The following is a 15,076-nucleotide window of genomic DNA, read 5'->3' as shown; positions in this document are numbered from 1 at the left end:
ATCGGGGCGGCAGTCAGACGGGGCATGAAGGCTCCGGTGAATCAGGGCGAGGCGTGAGCCTGTGGCCTGCCATATTCAGGCCGCTCCTGACTCGCCAGAACGGCTCCTGACGGCGGCTGGTCACGGCGATTGCCGCCAGACTGTGGCAAACCAGACTCACCCGCGCCGGGCCACCCATCAACGGAGTCGCCACTTCCGGCGAGGTGTACTAGCGCCGCTTTCCCTAACAAATCGTAAACGGCGCGCCCGCCGGCGTCACCTCGGCCACGACCTGCACGGCAAGATCGACGCCCGCCGCGTCCACGTCGATATGGGTGCAGGCGCGCACCCGGTGCGCGCCCATCGTGGACACCAACACGCCTCTCGACCGCGCCTGCTCCGCGAGCGCGTCCGCCGTCAGGCCGGCGCCGGCGGTGTCGAAGAACACCAGGTTGGTCTCCGGCGTCTCCACCCGCAGCCCCGGCACCTGCGCCAGGCCGGCGGCGAGGCGCCTGGCATTGGCATGGTCCTCCGCCAAGCGGTCGACGTTGTGGTCCAGCGCGTACAGGCAGGCGGCGGCGCAGATCCCGGCCTGGCGCAGCGACCCACCCAGGCGCTGCTTCCAGCGCCACGCCGCGTCGATGAAATCGGCGGATCCGCACAGCACCGCCCCGAGCGGCGCGCCCAGCCCCTTGGTGAAATCCAGCCAGACCGAGTCGCACCCGGCGGTCATCGCCCGCGCCTCCACCCCGGCGGCCACCGCGGCGTTCATCAGCCGCGCGCCGTCCATGTGGATGCGCAGCCCGCAGTCATGCGCCGTCGTCAGCACCTCGGCCAGCAGGTCCACCGGCCAGACCGAGCCGCCGCCGGCATTGCTGGTCTGCTCCACCGCCACCAGGGTCTGCGGCGGGGCGTTGCGCCGCTTCTCGCGCAGCGCCGCCTTCAGCGTGGCGGCGTCGAACATGCCCCGTTCGCCGTGCAGGCCCAGCACCACCGCCCGGGCCAGGGCGCCCGGGCCGCCGCCCTCGCTGGCGACGATGTGCGCGCTCTCATGCGCCAGGATCTCGTCGCCCGGACGGGTATGCGTCAGGATGGCGATCTGGTTGCACATCGTGCCGGATGGCAGGAACATCGCCGCCTGCTGGCCAGTCAGCGCCGCCATCCGCTCGCACAGCGCCATAACCGTCGGATCGTCGCCGGCCTGCTCGTCGCCCAGTTCGGCCTGCATCATCGCCGCCTTCATCGCGGCCGAGGGACGCGTCTGCGTATCCGAGAACAGATTCACCCGCACGGGCGGGAGGGACCGGTCCGGCCGGACGGGCGCATAGGCCATGGCAGCAGGCTCCTACATGGGCAGCGGCGGACCATAGACGTCGCGGGCGCGCTTGAGGAAGGCGTTCACCATCCGCCGCACCGCTTCATGGAACACGACGCCGATAGCCGCCTGCAGCATGCGGCTGCGGAACTCGAAATCGACGAAGAAGCCGACGTCAGTGCCGCCGTCCCTGGGCGTGAAGTCCCACTGGTTGTTGAGATAGCGGAAGGGCCCGTTCTCGTACGTCACCCTGACCTGGTCCGGGCGCTTCAGGGCCACCCGGCTGGTGAAGCTCTCGCGGAACGGGCCGAAGCCGATGGTCAAATCGGCGACCAGTTCCGTCTCGGTCTGGCTGCGGACGCGGGCGCCCACGCACCAGGGCAGGAACTGCGGGTACTTGCCGACATCCGCGACAAGGTCGAACAGTTGTTCCGGCGTGTACGGAATGAACTTCCGCTCGGCATGTCTCGGCATCAGATGGTCGCGTATGTCAGTTTTGCCTGGCGAGCCTCGCGCAGGGCGGCGAAATCGGCGTCGGCGTGGTAGGAACTACGGGTCAGCGGCGTGGCGGACACCAGCAGGAAGCCCTTGGCGCGGGCGATGGCGGCGTAGTCGGCGAACTCTTCCGGCGGCACGAAGCGATTGACGGCGGCGTGCTTGACCGTCGGCTGCAGGTACTGGCCGATGGTCAGGAAATCCACCTCGGCAATGCGCAGGTCGTCCATCACCTGGGTGATCTCCGCGCGGGACTCGCCCAGCCCCACCATCAGGCCGGACTTGGTGAAGATGCCCGGGTCGATCCGCTTCGCCGTGTCCAGCAGGCGCAGCGACTGGTAATAGCGCGCACCCGGCCGGATCGAGGGATACAGCCGCGGCACGGTTTCCAGGTTGTGGTTGAACACGTCCGGCCGGGCGGCGGCGACGGCTTCCACCCCGCCGGGTTTGCGCAGGAAGTCCGGGGTCAGCACCTCGATCGTGGTGTCCGGCGCGGCGGCGCGGATGGCGGCGATGACCGCGGCGAAGTGCGCCGCCCCGCCGTCGGCCAGGTCGTCGCGGTCCACCGAGGTGATGACCACGTGCCGCAGCCCCAGCTTCGCGACCGCATCGGCCACCCGGTTCGGCTCGTCGCCGTCCAGCGCGCCGGGCTGGCCGGTGCGGACATTGCAGAAGCTGCACGCCCGCGTGCAGGTGTCGCCCATGATCATCATGGTGGCATGGCGCTGCGACCAGCACTCGCCGATGTTCGGGCAGGCGGCTTCCTCGCACACCGTGACCAGGCGGTGGTCGCGCATCAGCGACTGCGTCTCGTGATAAACCGGCGACGTCGGCGCCTTCACCCGGATCCAGCCCGGCTTGCGCTGGATCGGGTTGTCCGGCCGGTGGGCCTTTTCCGGATGCCGGAGCGTGCCGCCGCCCTGGCCGCTGGCGGGCGTCCCGGGCGGATGGCCGGCGCGATGGTCGATGGTCAGGCGGGTGGTGGTCATGACGCGGGACATGTGGACGGCGGGCGCCGAACCGTCAAGCAGGACCGCGTATTGATATGCGCATGGCCGGACCGCCGGCGCCACCGTCCGGCTGACGCCGCAAGAGGCTCATCAGCCGTCCCGCAACGGTGCCCACCGCCGATCGGCCGCCAGCCCAGGTGTCCGGCGCCACATAGGATTTTTATCCGCGGTTGCAGTCGAGGACAAGACCTTTTTGGGCTTGCATCCACCCGGGCAGACTCGCTTATGGTCAAATGCCTGTCAGTATCATTGCACCCCCCAGGAGGCAGCCCAGCCGCACCGGCGGTCTTCGCTCCCATCGCGAAGGATAGAAATTTCACATGGGACTCGCATGCGACCTGACGATCAGCTTCGCGACCGCCGGCAACAGCCTCGGCTACCTCGGCGGCGGCTGGGCGCGGTCCGAGCCCGGGTTCTCCTGGGGCATCGGGACGGAGAGCCATCTGGTCCTGCCGCGGCTGGCGCCGGCCGACGCCTATATCCTGACGCTGGACGTGGTGCCGTTCGTGCATCCGCCCGAATTGCCCCGCCAGCTTCTGACCGTGTCGATCAATGACACGGTCGTCGGCGCCACCAGCCTGTCCCGCCCGACGCTGCTGGGGTACCGCATCCCCGGCCGCCTCGCCCGCCAGTCGGAGCGCATGCTGGTCACGCTGCGGCATCCCGACGCGGCGCGGCCGCAGGATGTTTCCGGCGCGGCCGATGACCGCGACCTGGCGTTCGCCGTGTCGGAAGCCAAACTGTACCGCGTCGCCGATGCGCTGCCCGGGACCGAACTGCCGCCCGGACTCCTGCTGGGATCGACCGGCGAGCCCGCCCCGAACGTTGCTGAATGGGCCACGGCCCGCACTGGGCTGACTGTCTCCGATCTCGCGCTGCAGTTCGAATCGCTCGGCGAAAACTGCGAATTCGGCCTGTTCCAGCGGCGCTGCGACTCCGAGCCGCTCGGGCTGCTGCGCTTCTCCAGCACTTTCATGCGCAACCTGGTCCGCGGCATCGACAGCGGCTTCGACGGCCTGGGCGAAGCCGAGGCCATCGATCCCCACCTGGAGGGCGGGCCACGCAAGGAGTTCATGATCCACGAGAAACGCTACGGGCTGGTGTACCACACCTTCGTCTATGAAGGAGAACGCAGCGTCTGGCTGATGCGCGAGCAGGAATCCGCCCGGCTGAAATTCCTCCGCCGCAAGTTCCTCGAGGAGCTGGAGGCCACCGACAAGATCTTCGTTTACAAGTTCAACGCGCCGATCGGCGAGGAGGAGATCCTGCCGCTGCAGATGGCGCTGAACCGCTACGGCGACGCCACCCTGCTGTGGGTCGTCCCGGCCGAGCCTCATCGTCCGCCCGGCACGGTCGAGGTGATCGCGCCCGGCCTGCTGAAAGGCCGCATCGACCGCTTTGCCCCGGATGACAACGCCCACGACCTGTCGTTCGACGGCTGGCTGCGGGTCTGCGCCAACGCCCTGGTGCTGTCGCGCTTGCAGAAGTCGCTGCGGCAGGGCAAACCGGCTTCCGTTGCGGCGGCGGACTCCGCCGATACGCTACGGAACGTCGAGACAGGCAACGCGTGACATACTCTTCTGACACGGATCCCGGCGCCCTGCGCCCGTCGGTCCTGTTGTACGACTGGGACAACACCCTGGTCGACGGCTGGGCCGGCATCACCGCGGCGCTGAACGTGGTGTTCGCCGAATTCGGCCACGCCCCGTGGACCAGGGAGGATACCCGCAACCGCGTCCGCGTCTCGCTGCGCGACAGCTTTCCCGCCATGTTCGGCGACCGGTGGGAGCACGCAAGGGACCTGTTCTACGACAGCCTGAGGCGGCAACACCTGGACCATGTCGCGCCAATGCCCGGGATCGCCGATGTGCTGGAAGCCGGCCGCGCCTGGCCGCAGGGGGTGGTTTCGAACAAGGCCGGCGCCTTCCTGCGCCGCGAGGTCACCCACCTGGGCTGGGACCACTATTTCGGCCCGATCATCGGCGCCGGCGACGCCGCCATGGACAAGCCGGATCCGGCCCCCCTGCAGATGGCCCTGCAACACCTTAAGCGTGCAGCCGATGCAACCGTATGGTATATTGGCGATACCACCCTGGACATGCAGACGGCGCGGGCTGCCGGGGTGACCGCCGTACTGATTGGCTATGCCGCGCACGATGGGGGAGTTGAACGTGCGGCGCCCGATATCCATTTCCCGACTCCGCTTTCCTTGCGGACGCGTCTCCACAAGCTTGCGTGAGAAGGGCGTTTTGCTAAGTTGGTGGCTTGCCGGTGGCCGTGCCACGAACCGCCGGGAAACAGTTTTCAACCCATTCAGCCTATAAAAAGAAAGGTTTGGCCGTGGCCAACGAGAAATCGCAGAATGTTCAGGACGTCTTCCTGAACCACGTGCGGAAAAGCAAAACGCCGGTAACGGTGTTCCTTGTGAACGGTGTCAAGCTCCAGGGCATCATCACCTGGTTTGACAATTTTTCCGTTCTGTTGCGCCGGGATGGGCATACCCAACTGGTGTACAAGCATGCCATCAGCACCGTCATGCCGGGTGCGCCGATCCAGCTGTTCGATGCGTCGAAGGTGGAGGGTGCCGCGGCGGCGCCGCCGGCTCGGGAAATGAGTACTGTCTCCGGGAACGACTGATCGCCAGACTCCCCACACATCGGCCGGCTGACCCGCCGCAGGGCGAGGTTCCCGACCAGCCATCCGGCGGGCCTGTTCGCGCGGCCGTCATCCTGCCCTGGGAACCCCAGGGCCGGGATGTCGCCGGTGCCGACCAGCCGCGGGCGGCGGAGGCGCGCCTCGCCGAGGCCGTCGGCCTGACCGCGTCCATCGGCCTGGTCGTCGTGCACACGGCGATCCTGCCGCTGCGCGTCCGGCGCCCCTCGACCCTGCTGGGCGAGGGGCATGTCGCCTCGCAGGCCCAGGCCATCGGCGAGCACCGCATCACCTTGGCAATCATCGATGCGGCGCTAACGCCGGTGCAGCAGCGCAACCTGGAGCGCGCCTGGGGCTGCAAGGTGATCGACCGCACCGGCCTGATCCTGGACATCTTCGGCGAGCGGGCGGCAACGCGCGAAGGCACGCTGCAGGTCGAGCTGGCGCACCTGGAATACCAGCGCTCGCGCCTGGTGCGGTCCTGGACCCACCTGGAACGCCAGCGCGGCGGCTTTGGCTTCCTCGGCGGCCCCGGCGAAACCCAGATCGAAGCCGATCGGCGGTTGATCGACGATCGGCTGGTGAAGATCCGGAAGGAGCTGGAGAAGGTCCGGCGCACCCGGGGCCTGCATCGCTCCGCCCGGCAGCGGGTGCCGTTCCCGGTGATCGCGCTGGTGGGCTACACCAATGCCGGGAAGTCCACCCTGTTCAATACCTTGACCGGCGCCGAGGTCACGGCGCGCGACCAGCTGTTCGCCACGCTCGACCCAACGATGCGCGGCCTGCGGCTGCCGTCCGGGCGGCGGGTGATCCTGTCCGACACCGTCGGCTTCATCAGCGAACTGCCGCACGAACTGGTCGAGGCGTTCCGCGCCACGCTGGAGGAAGTCTCGGAAGCCGACGTCATCCTGCACGTCCGCGACGCGGCGCATCCGGAAACGGCGGCGCAGCGGTCCGACGTGATCAAGGTGCTGGACGACATGGTGGCCGACGGCACGCTGGACGAAGGCTGGCCGCGGCGCACGATCGAGGTGCTGAACAAAGCCGATCTGCTGGGCGGCGTGGCGGAGGTGCCGCTGCGGCCCGGGGCGGTGGCGGTGTCGGCGATCTCCGGCGAGGGGCTGGACACCCTGAAGGCGGCGATCGATCGCCGGATCGCCGAAGGGATGGAACTGGCGCAGTATGACATCCCGCCGCAGGACGGGGCGCGCCTGGCTTGGCTGTACCAGCACGGCGAGGTGCTGGAACGGGCCGATGACGAGGACGCCGTGCACGTGACGGTGCGGCTGTTGCCAGCAGATCGGGCACGGTTCGAACGACAGGGGTAGCAGCCGGGAGGAAAAGCCATGACGATCAGGGCCGTCGTGTTCGATGCCTACGGGACGCTGTATGACGTGCAATCGGTCGCCGGCGTGATCGAGGCCGCGTTTCCGGGGCACGGCGACTACATCACCCAGGTCTGGCGGCTGAAGCAGCTGGAGTATTCCTGGCTGCGCTCGTTGATGGACCGGTACGAGGACTTCCTGGCGGTCACCCGTGATTCCCTGAACTACACGCTCGGCACCCTGGGGCTGGCGGCCGATGCCGCGCTGTTTGGCCGGATCGTCGAGGCCTACAACACGGTGTCGCCATATCCGGACGCAGCCGCGGCACTGGAGGCGCTGAAGCCGAACCACCGCCTGGCCATCCTGTCCAACGGCAGCCCCGCGATGCTGGATGCGTTGGTGCGGAACAGCGGCCTGGACCGGTATCTGGACGCCGTGATCAGTGTTGACGCGCGCAAGGCCTACAAGCCCGATCGGCGCGCCTATGAACCGGTGGAGCATCGCCTGGGATGCCGGCCGGAGGAGGTGGCGTTCGTGTCCTCCAACGGCTTTGATATTGCGGGCGCGCGGAGCTTCGGCTTCAAGGTGATCCGCATCGAGCGCGTGACCCCGGCGGCCCTGCGGGCGGACCTGACCGGCGGGGCGCCGATTGGCCCGGGGACCCTGTCCCGGGCGTTGCGGACGCAGAGCGAGAGGCTCGGGTTCGATCCGCATGCGGTGGTCAATGCCCTGTCGGCCTTGCCCGAGGCCGTGGGGCGGCTGGACAGCGCCGCGCAGGCATAGCCCCGGACGGTGCGCGCCTCCGGCCGCCGGGGGTGGGGCGAACCGGTTCGGCATCATAATGCCGCAACCCTGGCGGCAACGCGGCCCACATGATGTCATTTGATACAATACGTAAACAATGATGCTTCGGTTGCCGTAATTCCCCGTTGTCGGATTCTGACTTTTTCATCATGATTGTGTTGGCTGGCCCGGCTGTACCAACGATTGGGCAGCGAACTGCCCTGACAGCGCGACATGCTGGACAAAACAACGACGGTACATCCTGGCCACCCAGCAACGGGAGGTTTCATGATGTCCACTGCGTCTTCTGCAATCCCCGCCTATGGCGGGCTGTCTGAAGCTGAACATGACCGGCAACTTCGCCGCGCGCTGATTGCCAGCACCATCGGCACCACGATCGAATGGTATGACTTCCTGCTGTACGGCACGGTTACCGGCCTTGTCTTCGGCAAGCTGTTCTTCCCCGGGTCCGAGCCGCTGATCGGCGTGCTGCAGGCTTTTGGCGTGTTCTTCATCGGCTTCGTCGGCCGTCCCATCGGCGCGGCGATCTTCGGTCATTTCGGCGACCGCATCGGCCGCAAGGCGACGCTGATCACCACCCTGCTGCTGACTGGGCTGGCGACCGTGGCGGTCGGGCTGGTGCCGTCCTATGCCATGATCGGGGTGTGGGGCGCGGTGCTGCTGACGGTCATCCGGCTGGTCCAGGGCATCGGCGTCGGCGGCGAATGGGGCGGCTCGGTGCTGCTGGCGATGGAATGGAGCAAAGGAAACCATAACCGCGGACACATTGCCTCCTGGCCGCAGTTCGGCGCGCCGGCCGGGCTGTTCCTGGCCAACAGCGCGGTGCTGCTGTTCAGCTGGCTGTCGGGCGACCAGTTCCTGGTGTGGGGCTGGCGGATACCGTTCCTGATCAGTATCATCATGGTCGGCGTCGGGCTGTGGATCCGCATGGGAATCCTGGAAACGCCGGTGTTCCAGAAGATCCTGGACGAGGATCGGGTCGAGCGCGTGCCGGTGCTGGAGGTGCTGAAGCGCCAGCCCAGGCAGGTGCTGCTGACCGCCCTGCTGCGGCTGCCTGAGCAGGCGCCGGGTTATCTCGTCGCCACCTTCATCTTCACCTACGGCACCAACGTGCTGGGCATGTCGCGCAACTTCCTGCTGCTGGCGGTCATCCTGCAGACCGTGCTCGGCTTCATGTGGGTCACCTATGCCGGACGGATGTCCGACACAGTCGGCCGCAAGCGCATGTACATGAGCGGCTGCGTGATGATGGGGATTTTCGGTTTCCTTTATTATGCGTTGCTGGATACCGGAAACCCGGTGGTGATCTTCCTGATGGTGGCGCTTTCGCTGCTTCCCGTCATGACTCTGTATGGGCCCGAGGCGGCGCTGATCGCCGAGGCGTTCTCGCCGCGGCTGCGCTACAGCGGCGCGTCGCTGGGGTATCAGCTTGCCTCGATCATCGCCGGGGGCCCGGCGCCGTTCATCGCGACGTGGCTGGTGGCGCGGTATCATTCCAGCCTGCCGGTGGCGATCTACATCATGATCACCGCGATCATCGGCCTGATCGCGACGGCGCTGCTGGAGGACTACACCAACAAGGACATTTCCGCGGAGTATGAGAATGTGTGAGTGAGGGGCGGTGGGGCGGGCCGTTGCCCCTCCGTCATGACCGGGCGTGTCCCGGCCATCTGCGCTTCGACGGTGGGGGTAGATGGCCGGGACACGCCCGACCATGACGATATAGTAACGCCCCGGCCCGACAATAGAGTAACGTTCTGGTCCAGGCGATGGAGCAACGTCCTGGTCCAGGCACTGGCGTAACGTCCTACGCCCCACGTCCCAGAACCTCATGGGCCAGCACGCACCGCAACCCCAGCGCCCGGGCCACGGCGGCGTGGGTCACCTCGCCCTCGTGCACGTTCAGCCCCTCGGCCAGATGCGGGTCGTCCAGCATCGCCTGCCGCCATCCCTTCCCGGCCAGCGCCAGCACGAACGGCAGGGTGGCGTTGGTCAGGGCGAAGGTCGAGGTCCGAGCCACGGCGCCGGGCATGTTGGTGACGCAGTAGTGCACCACGCCCTCCTCCACATATGTCGGCTGGGCGTGCGTCGTCGGGCGGCTGGTCTCGAAGCAGCCGCCCTGGTCGATGGCGATATCAACCAGCACCGAGCCCGGGCGCATCCGCCGCACCATGTCCCGCGTCACCAGCTTTGGCGCCGCGGCGCCCGGCACCAGCACGGCGCCGATGACCATGTCGGCAGCCAGCACCATCTGCTCGATCGAGGCGGTGGTGGCGAACAGCGTGGTGGCGCGGGGGCCGAACTGCAGGTCGAGTTCCTTCAGCCGTGGCAGCGACTTGTCGATGATGGTGACGCTGGCCTCCAGCCCCACCGCCATGCGGGCGGCATTGGTGCCGGCGACGCCGCCGCCCAGCACCACCACCTTGGCCGGGGGCACGCCGGGGACGCCGCCCAGCAGGATGCCGGCGCCGCCCTGCTCGCGTTCCAGGCAGTGGGCGCCGACTTGCACGGCCATGCGGCCGGCGACCTCGCTCATGGGCGAGAGCAGCGGCAGGGTGCCGAAGCGGTCGGTGACGGTCTCGTAGGCGATGCAGGTGGCGCCGGCGCGCATCAGGCCATGCGTCTGTTCCGCATCGGCGGCGAGGTGCAGGTAGGTGAACAGGATCTGGCCGGGGCGCAGCAGGGCGATCTCCGATGGCTGCGGTTCCTTCACCTTGACGATCATCTGGGCCGCGGCGAACACCTCGGGGGCGGAGGCGGCGATGCCGGCGCCGGCTTCCTGGTAGGCGTCGTCGCCGAAGCCGAGGCCGGCGCCGGCGTCGTGCTGGACGATCACCTGGTGGCCGTGGTGAACCAGTTCCCGCGCGCCGGCCGGCGTCAGGCCGACCCGGTATTCGTGGGTCTTGATCTCCTTGGGCACGCCGATTTTCACGCGGAGTCTCCTTCAGTGCGCCGGGGCGCGGGGTTTCGTTGCATCCTCATGTGAGATTGGCTCGGCGCGACTCGCTATCACTTTTTCGTGTAAACGGCCACGGCCGGTCCGGGTATCGCATGGGGCGGACGATATTCAGCGGACGCTGGTGCCATGGCGGGGGAGAACGCATGAACACGGACCTGTTCGAGATCATCCGGACCACGCGGTCGATGCGGCGGCTGAAGCCGGACCCGGTGCCGCCGGCGCTGATCCGGCAGGTGCTGGAGGCCGGCACCGCCGCGCCGAGCGGCGGCAACATGCAGGCTTGGCGGTTCCTGGTGGTGCGCGACCCGGCGATCAAGACCGCGGTGGCGCAGTGGTACCGCCGCGGCTGGCACGAGGTCGTTGCGCCGCGCTATCGAAGTGGCGCACCGGCGCCGGGGTCGTCACGCGAGCGGTTCGACCGCATGCTGGCCGCGGCCGAGCACCTGGCGGAGCATCTGCACGAGGCGCCGGTGTGGATCGTTCCATGCCTGGAGGGCGGGACCCATACGCGGACCTCGGGTGCGTCGATCTATCCGGCGGTGCAGAACATGCTGCTGGCGGCACGGGCTTTGGGCCTGGGGGCGACGCTGACGACGCTGTATCTGCTGTTCGAGAAGGAAGCCGAGGCGGCGCTGGGGTTGCCGGAGGGGACGCATTCATATGCGATCCTGCCGATGGGATACCCGCTGGGGAAGTTCGGGCCGGTGGCGCGGACGGCGGTGGAGGATGTTGCGTTCTCCGATCGATGGGGAGAGAGGTGGACGGAGGGGTGAGGGTGCAAGGGATCGTTCCCGATCCGTCATAGCCCTGGCAGGACCGATATCAGGGTATCTGCCCGTCCGTCCCGCATTTCGGGCAGCGGCCGCCGTGGCAGGCGCGGCAGAACGGCCGGCCGCAATTCACGCACGGCGCCAGGCCGGCCGGCACCACCAGATGCAGCTTGTCGTCGCACACCAGGCGCGGCCGCTCGGTGCCGAAGGTCGCCTCGCACACCGGCGGCTCCAGCCTTCGCGCCAGCGGGTTCCAGTCGAGTGAAATCATCCGGTCGGCCTTGCGCCGGCGGATCTGCACGGCGAAACGATGCACCGGCGTCACCAGTTCCAGCGTCTGCACCCAATCGACCGTCACCCGCGTGGCGTATTGCCGCTCGAGGTCGTCCAGCTTGGCGCGGTACTCGCGCTGAATCGCCTCGGCCCGCTGTTCCTCGCGCGTGCGTTTCGCATCGCCCTCCGGCAGGCCGAAGGCGCGGCGCATGGCTTCGTGGTACAGGTCGTTGTGGTATCTGTACAGACGATCCTGGTCACGGCTCAGCCTCCGCTGCATGCCCTTGACGAACGGTTGCAGCGCCGCCTCCAGCCGCGGCGGCAGCGCCCGCTGCACCAGGGCCGTCAGCCGGGCGTGATCCCACAGCGGGGGCAGCGCGGCCTGCGGCGCGGCGGGCTGCCCGGCGTCTTCCTCGTCCCACGGCACGCGGTCGAGCGCCGGACCCAGCGCCGTCACCACCGCATCCGGCAGCGAGCCGGTCGCCAGGTTCACGCCCAGGCGGACGATCAGGTCACGTTTGTCGTCCGAAACAGCCGAGGCGCGGAAGTCCATCACCAGGTAGCGCGTCCAGGCCCGGGTCACATCCTGCAGCCGGAACGTTGCGTTATCCAGCACCAGCTCGTGCGCCAGCGCCCGCTCGGGATCGCCCGGCGCCTTGGCATCGGCGGCCAGTTCGCGGCGCATCCAGCGCCCGCGCGCGCCCAGCAGCCGGGCGAACCGCTCCAGCCAGTCGCCCTCGATGCCGACCCGCTGCGCGCCCGGCGGCAGGGTGGTGCCGAAGCCCAGCCGCGCCAGTTCGCCGATGCCCAAAGCCTGCTGTACCGGCGGCGGCGCCAGGACTTCCAGGCCCTCCGGCTCGATCGGCTCGACCAGCGCGTCCTCGTGGCGCAGCAGCGCGGTGACGAAGCGCTGCATCCGGCCCGGTTCGGCGGTTTCAGGCTGCATCGAGCTCGTTCCCGAACAGCGCGTCGTCCAGCTGCTTGATGCCTTCGTAATCCTTGCGCGCCGCCAGCACCTGCGCCTCCAGCTTGCTGAACGCCTCGGCGCGGCCCTGTTCGGTGGTTTCCAGCCAGGCCTCCAGCACCAGGGTGGAGAAATCCTGCTGCTCGTCGATCTCGCCCAGGATGGCGCCGACTTCGCCGACGACCAGCTCGAACATGTTGATCTTCTCGTCGAGGATGCGCAGCACCGAGTCCTCGATCGTCCCGGCGGTGACCAGGTTGAAGATGAACACCTCGCGCACCTGGCCGATGCGGTCGATGCGGCCGATGCGCTGCTCGATTGCCATCGGGTTCCAGGGGATGTCGAAGTTGATCAGCGTATTGCAGAACTGCAGATTCCGCCCCTCGCCCCCGGATTCAGTACACAGCAGGACCGGCACGCTGTCGCGGAACGATTCCACCGCCGCGTCCTTCTGCGGGCCGGTCATGTCGCCGGAGAAGGTTGCGAACGACATCTTCCGCTGGCGTAACACATCCGCCAGGTGGTGCAGGGTGTCGCGCTGGTGCACGAACACCAGCTTCTTCTCAGCGGGATTCTGCGCCAGCAGCCGCAGCAGCGCCGCCTGCTTCGCCCCCGCCGGCAACGCCTTGGTTCGTTTCAGCAGATCGGCCCAGCGCTTGTCCTTCGGATGGCGCTCGGCGAAGCGGGCGATGGCGGCGGAAGCGGCGGCAGGGGACGATCCGGCGGCGGCCAGCACGTGCTGCAAGGACAGCCGGTGCGCGCCCTCGTTGCTGCCCGCCGCCATCTCCCGCACCAGCGCGGTCAAATCGGCGTAGCAACGCGCCTCCGCCTCCTCCGGCGTGGCGCGCAGCGTGGAGGCGTGGCGGCGCGGCAGCTTCAGCGCCACCACCGCGCGGGTGTTGCGCACCATCACGCCGCGCATCAGGTCGCGCAGCTTCTCGCGGTTCACCGGCTCGCGCGGCTTGCCGGGCACCATGTAGGCCTGGCGGAATTCCTTCTGCGTCTTGAAGATGCCGGGCTGCAGCAGGGTCAGCAGGTTGTACAGCTCCAGCAGGCTGTTCTGCACCGGAGTCGCCGACAGCAGCAGCAGGAAACGCTTCTGCAAGCGGTTCACCAGCTGGTAGCTGGCGGAGGACTGGTCGCGCAGGTGATGCGCCTCGTCCACCGCCACCACGTCGTAATGCAGGCCCGCCAGGATCTCGGCATGTTCCTTGCGGCGCGCGGCGGCGATCGAGGCGATCACGCGTGGCTGGGCCCAGAACGCGCCCGGATCGGCGCGCAGCAGCGGATCGTGGGTGGTGGCGCAGTCGATGCCGAACTTCGACTCCATCTCGTCGCGCCACTGCCCGACCAGCGAGGCCGGGGTCAGGATCAGGATGCGCTCGGCCATGCCGCGCAGGATGTATTCCTTCAGCACCATGCCGGCCTCGATGGTCTTGCCAAGCCCGACCTCGTCGGCGAGCAGGACGCGGCCGCGGTATTGCTTCAGGACCTTGCGGACGGTTTCGATCTGGTACCAGTGCGCCTCGACGTCGTGCAGCACGGGCAGGCACAGCAGTTCGTCGAAGCCCTCGAAAAGGCTCAGGCGCACCAGTTCGCTGCGCAGGTGGAACGCCGCCGGGTCGGGCCGCGGCTCGGTCGTTGCAATCGCATCGACGTTGGCGAGGTCGTACGCCATGTCGAAATGCGCCTCCAGCTTCGGCAGATCCGCCACCGTGGGCAGCGCCGGGAGCACCGGGGCGGGACGCGGCGGCTTCGCCGCGGCACGGGCAGCCGGCTTCGTCCCGGGGCGGGCGGGCGGCCTGGCCGGGCCCTTCAGGATGTTCGCCAGCGCGGCCTTGCGCCTGATCTCGTCCAGGCTGCCGAGCAGCCAGTCCCGCATAAAGGAATCGCCGATGAAGGCGGCAAGGGCGGCGCGGTCGGTTTCCAGCTTGCTCTCACGGAGCACCGTCATGGCCTTGGCATATTGCTTCTGCTGGCCGAGCGCGAGGGCGGTCAGCAGTTCCGCATCCTTCGCCGTCGCCCAGCGCTTGCGGAAGCGCTTCAGCATGCGGTGCGCGCGTTCCGGATCGTCGTTGGCCAGCGCGGTCAGCGCCGCCAGCAGCAGCAATTCGGGATCGCCGGGACACGCGGTCAGGGCCTGTTCGGCAACCAGCATGCAGCGCGGCGACCGCGCGGCCAGCAGGGTGCGTATCTCGATTTCCCAGTAATCCCGGTCATGCTTGTCGGGCGCCGGCGCCGTGCCGCCGAGCAAATCGTCCTGCGCGGCCGGGCGGCGGCCTTGGTTACGCGCGGTGTCGTCAGCGCTGCGTCGATTCGTTGGCTGGTCGTCCATAGGGGATATTCCCCTAAATGGGATGTCCTGCCAAGCGTGCAAGACGATAATCCGCCTGGCCACGCGAGCAGCGTGATGCCGGACCGCCGCATCATCAGCGGGAACTGGTCGGAGTGAGAGGATTCGAACCTCCGGCCCCTGCGTCCCGAACACAGTGCTCTACCAGGCTGAGCTACACTCCGACCGAGGTCGCGG

13 protein-coding genes and 1 tRNA gene are annotated in these 15,076 nt (G+C 68.2%); 7 read left to right on the top strand and 7 right to left on the bottom strand.

Annotated elements, in window-relative coordinates:
- Positions 1–223 precede the first annotated feature (223 nt).
- Genes CCS01_RS03800 through lipA form a run of 3 tightly spaced genes read right to left on the bottom strand, consistent with a single transcriptional unit; the run spans position 224 to position 2,778 of the window.
- Positions 224–1,312, bottom strand: coding sequence for a threonine aldolase family protein (locus CCS01_RS03800; RefSeq protein WP_104517492.1), 1,089 nt, complete (start codon positions 1,310–1,312; stop codon positions 224–226).
- Between the two features lie 12 nt (positions 1,313–1,324).
- Positions 1,325–1,768, bottom strand: a complete 444-nt coding sequence (locus CCS01_RS03795) for a type II toxin-antitoxin system RatA family toxin (RefSeq protein WP_104517491.1) — start codon at positions 1,766–1,768, stop codon at positions 1,325–1,327.
- A complete protein-coding gene (gene lipA / locus CCS01_RS03790) occupies positions 1,768–2,778 on the bottom strand; it encodes a lipoyl synthase (protein WP_104517497.1) in 1,011 nt (336 codons plus the stop codon). The genes CCS01_RS03795 and lipA overlap by 1 nt, the downstream gene beginning before the upstream one ends.
- Before the next feature lie 341 nt (positions 2,779–3,119).
- Between lipA and CCS01_RS03785 the strand changes: the two genes are divergently transcribed.
- From CCS01_RS03785 to CCS01_RS03760, 6 genes are all read left to right on the top strand, one after another.
- The gene (locus CCS01_RS03785) at positions 3,120–4,370 is read left to right on the top strand and encodes a hypothetical protein (RefSeq protein ID WP_104517490.1); all 1,251 of its coding nucleotides are present in this window, start codon (positions 3,120–3,122) and stop codon (positions 4,368–4,370) included.
- A complete protein-coding gene (locus CCS01_RS03780; RefSeq protein ID WP_239991994.1) occupies positions 4,367–5,038 on the top strand; it encodes an HAD family hydrolase in 672 nt (223 codons plus the stop codon). The genes CCS01_RS03785 and CCS01_RS03780 overlap by 4 nt, the downstream gene beginning before the upstream one ends.
- A 101-nt stretch (positions 5,039–5,139) precedes the next feature.
- Positions 5,140–5,436: an RNA chaperone Hfq gene (gene hfq, locus CCS01_RS03775; protein WP_104517495.1), complete on the top strand. Its 297-nt coding sequence runs from the start codon at positions 5,140–5,142 to the stop codon at positions 5,434–5,436.
- Positions 5,437–5,525: 89 nt separating this feature from the next.
- Entirely contained in the window at positions 5,526–6,779 is a 1,254-nt protein-coding gene (gene hflX, locus CCS01_RS03770; protein WP_239991995.1) for a GTPase HflX, read from the top strand.
- An 18-nt stretch (positions 6,780–6,797) separates the two neighbouring features.
- A complete protein-coding gene (locus tag CCS01_RS03765) occupies positions 6,798–7,559 on the top strand; it encodes a haloacid dehalogenase type II (RefSeq protein ID WP_104517488.1) in 762 nt (253 codons plus the stop codon).
- A 288-nt stretch (positions 7,560–7,847) separates the two neighbouring features.
- Positions 7,848–9,191, top strand: coding sequence for an MFS transporter (locus tag CCS01_RS03760; RefSeq protein ID WP_104517487.1), 1,344 nt, complete (start codon positions 7,848–7,850; stop codon positions 9,189–9,191).
- 196 nt (positions 9,192–9,387) lie between these two features.
- Here CCS01_RS03760 and ald read toward each other — a convergent pair whose 3' ends face one another.
- The gene (gene ald, locus CCS01_RS03755; protein ID WP_104517486.1) at positions 9,388–10,512 is read right to left on the bottom strand and encodes an alanine dehydrogenase; all 1,125 of its coding nucleotides are present in this window, start codon (positions 10,510–10,512) and stop codon (positions 9,388–9,390) included.
- Between the two features lie 170 nt (positions 10,513–10,682).
- Between ald and CCS01_RS03750 the strand changes: the two genes are divergently transcribed.
- A complete protein-coding gene (locus tag CCS01_RS03750) occupies positions 10,683–11,312 on the top strand; it encodes a nitroreductase family protein (protein WP_158258214.1) in 630 nt (209 codons plus the stop codon).
- A 49-nt stretch (positions 11,313–11,361) separates the two neighbouring features.
- Here the strand turns inward: CCS01_RS03750 and CCS01_RS03745 are convergent, their stop codons facing one another.
- From CCS01_RS03745 to CCS01_RS03735, 3 genes are all read right to left on the bottom strand, one after another.
- Positions 11,362–12,528 (bottom strand): zinc ribbon domain-containing protein, encoded by a 1,167-nt coding sequence (locus CCS01_RS03745; RefSeq protein WP_104517484.1) that lies wholly within the window; start codon positions 12,526–12,528, stop codon positions 11,362–11,364.
- Entirely contained in the window at positions 12,518–14,881 is a 2,364-nt protein-coding gene (locus tag CCS01_RS03740) for a DEAD/DEAH box helicase (RefSeq protein WP_104517483.1), read from the bottom strand. The genes CCS01_RS03745 and CCS01_RS03740 overlap by 11 nt, the downstream gene beginning before the upstream one ends.
- 105 nt (positions 14,882–14,986) lie before the next feature.
- Positions 14,987–15,063, bottom strand: a tRNA-Pro gene (locus CCS01_RS03735).
- Positions 15,064–15,076: the final 13 nt, after the last annotated feature.

The sequence above is a fragment of the Rhodopila globiformis genome (genome assembly GCF_002937115.1).
GTDB lineage: Bacteria > Pseudomonadota > Alphaproteobacteria > Acetobacterales > Acetobacteraceae > Rhodopila > Rhodopila globiformis.
The sequence above is the reverse complement of the archived record's forward strand: the minus strand, read 5'-3'. Positions and strand labels throughout refer to the sequence as shown.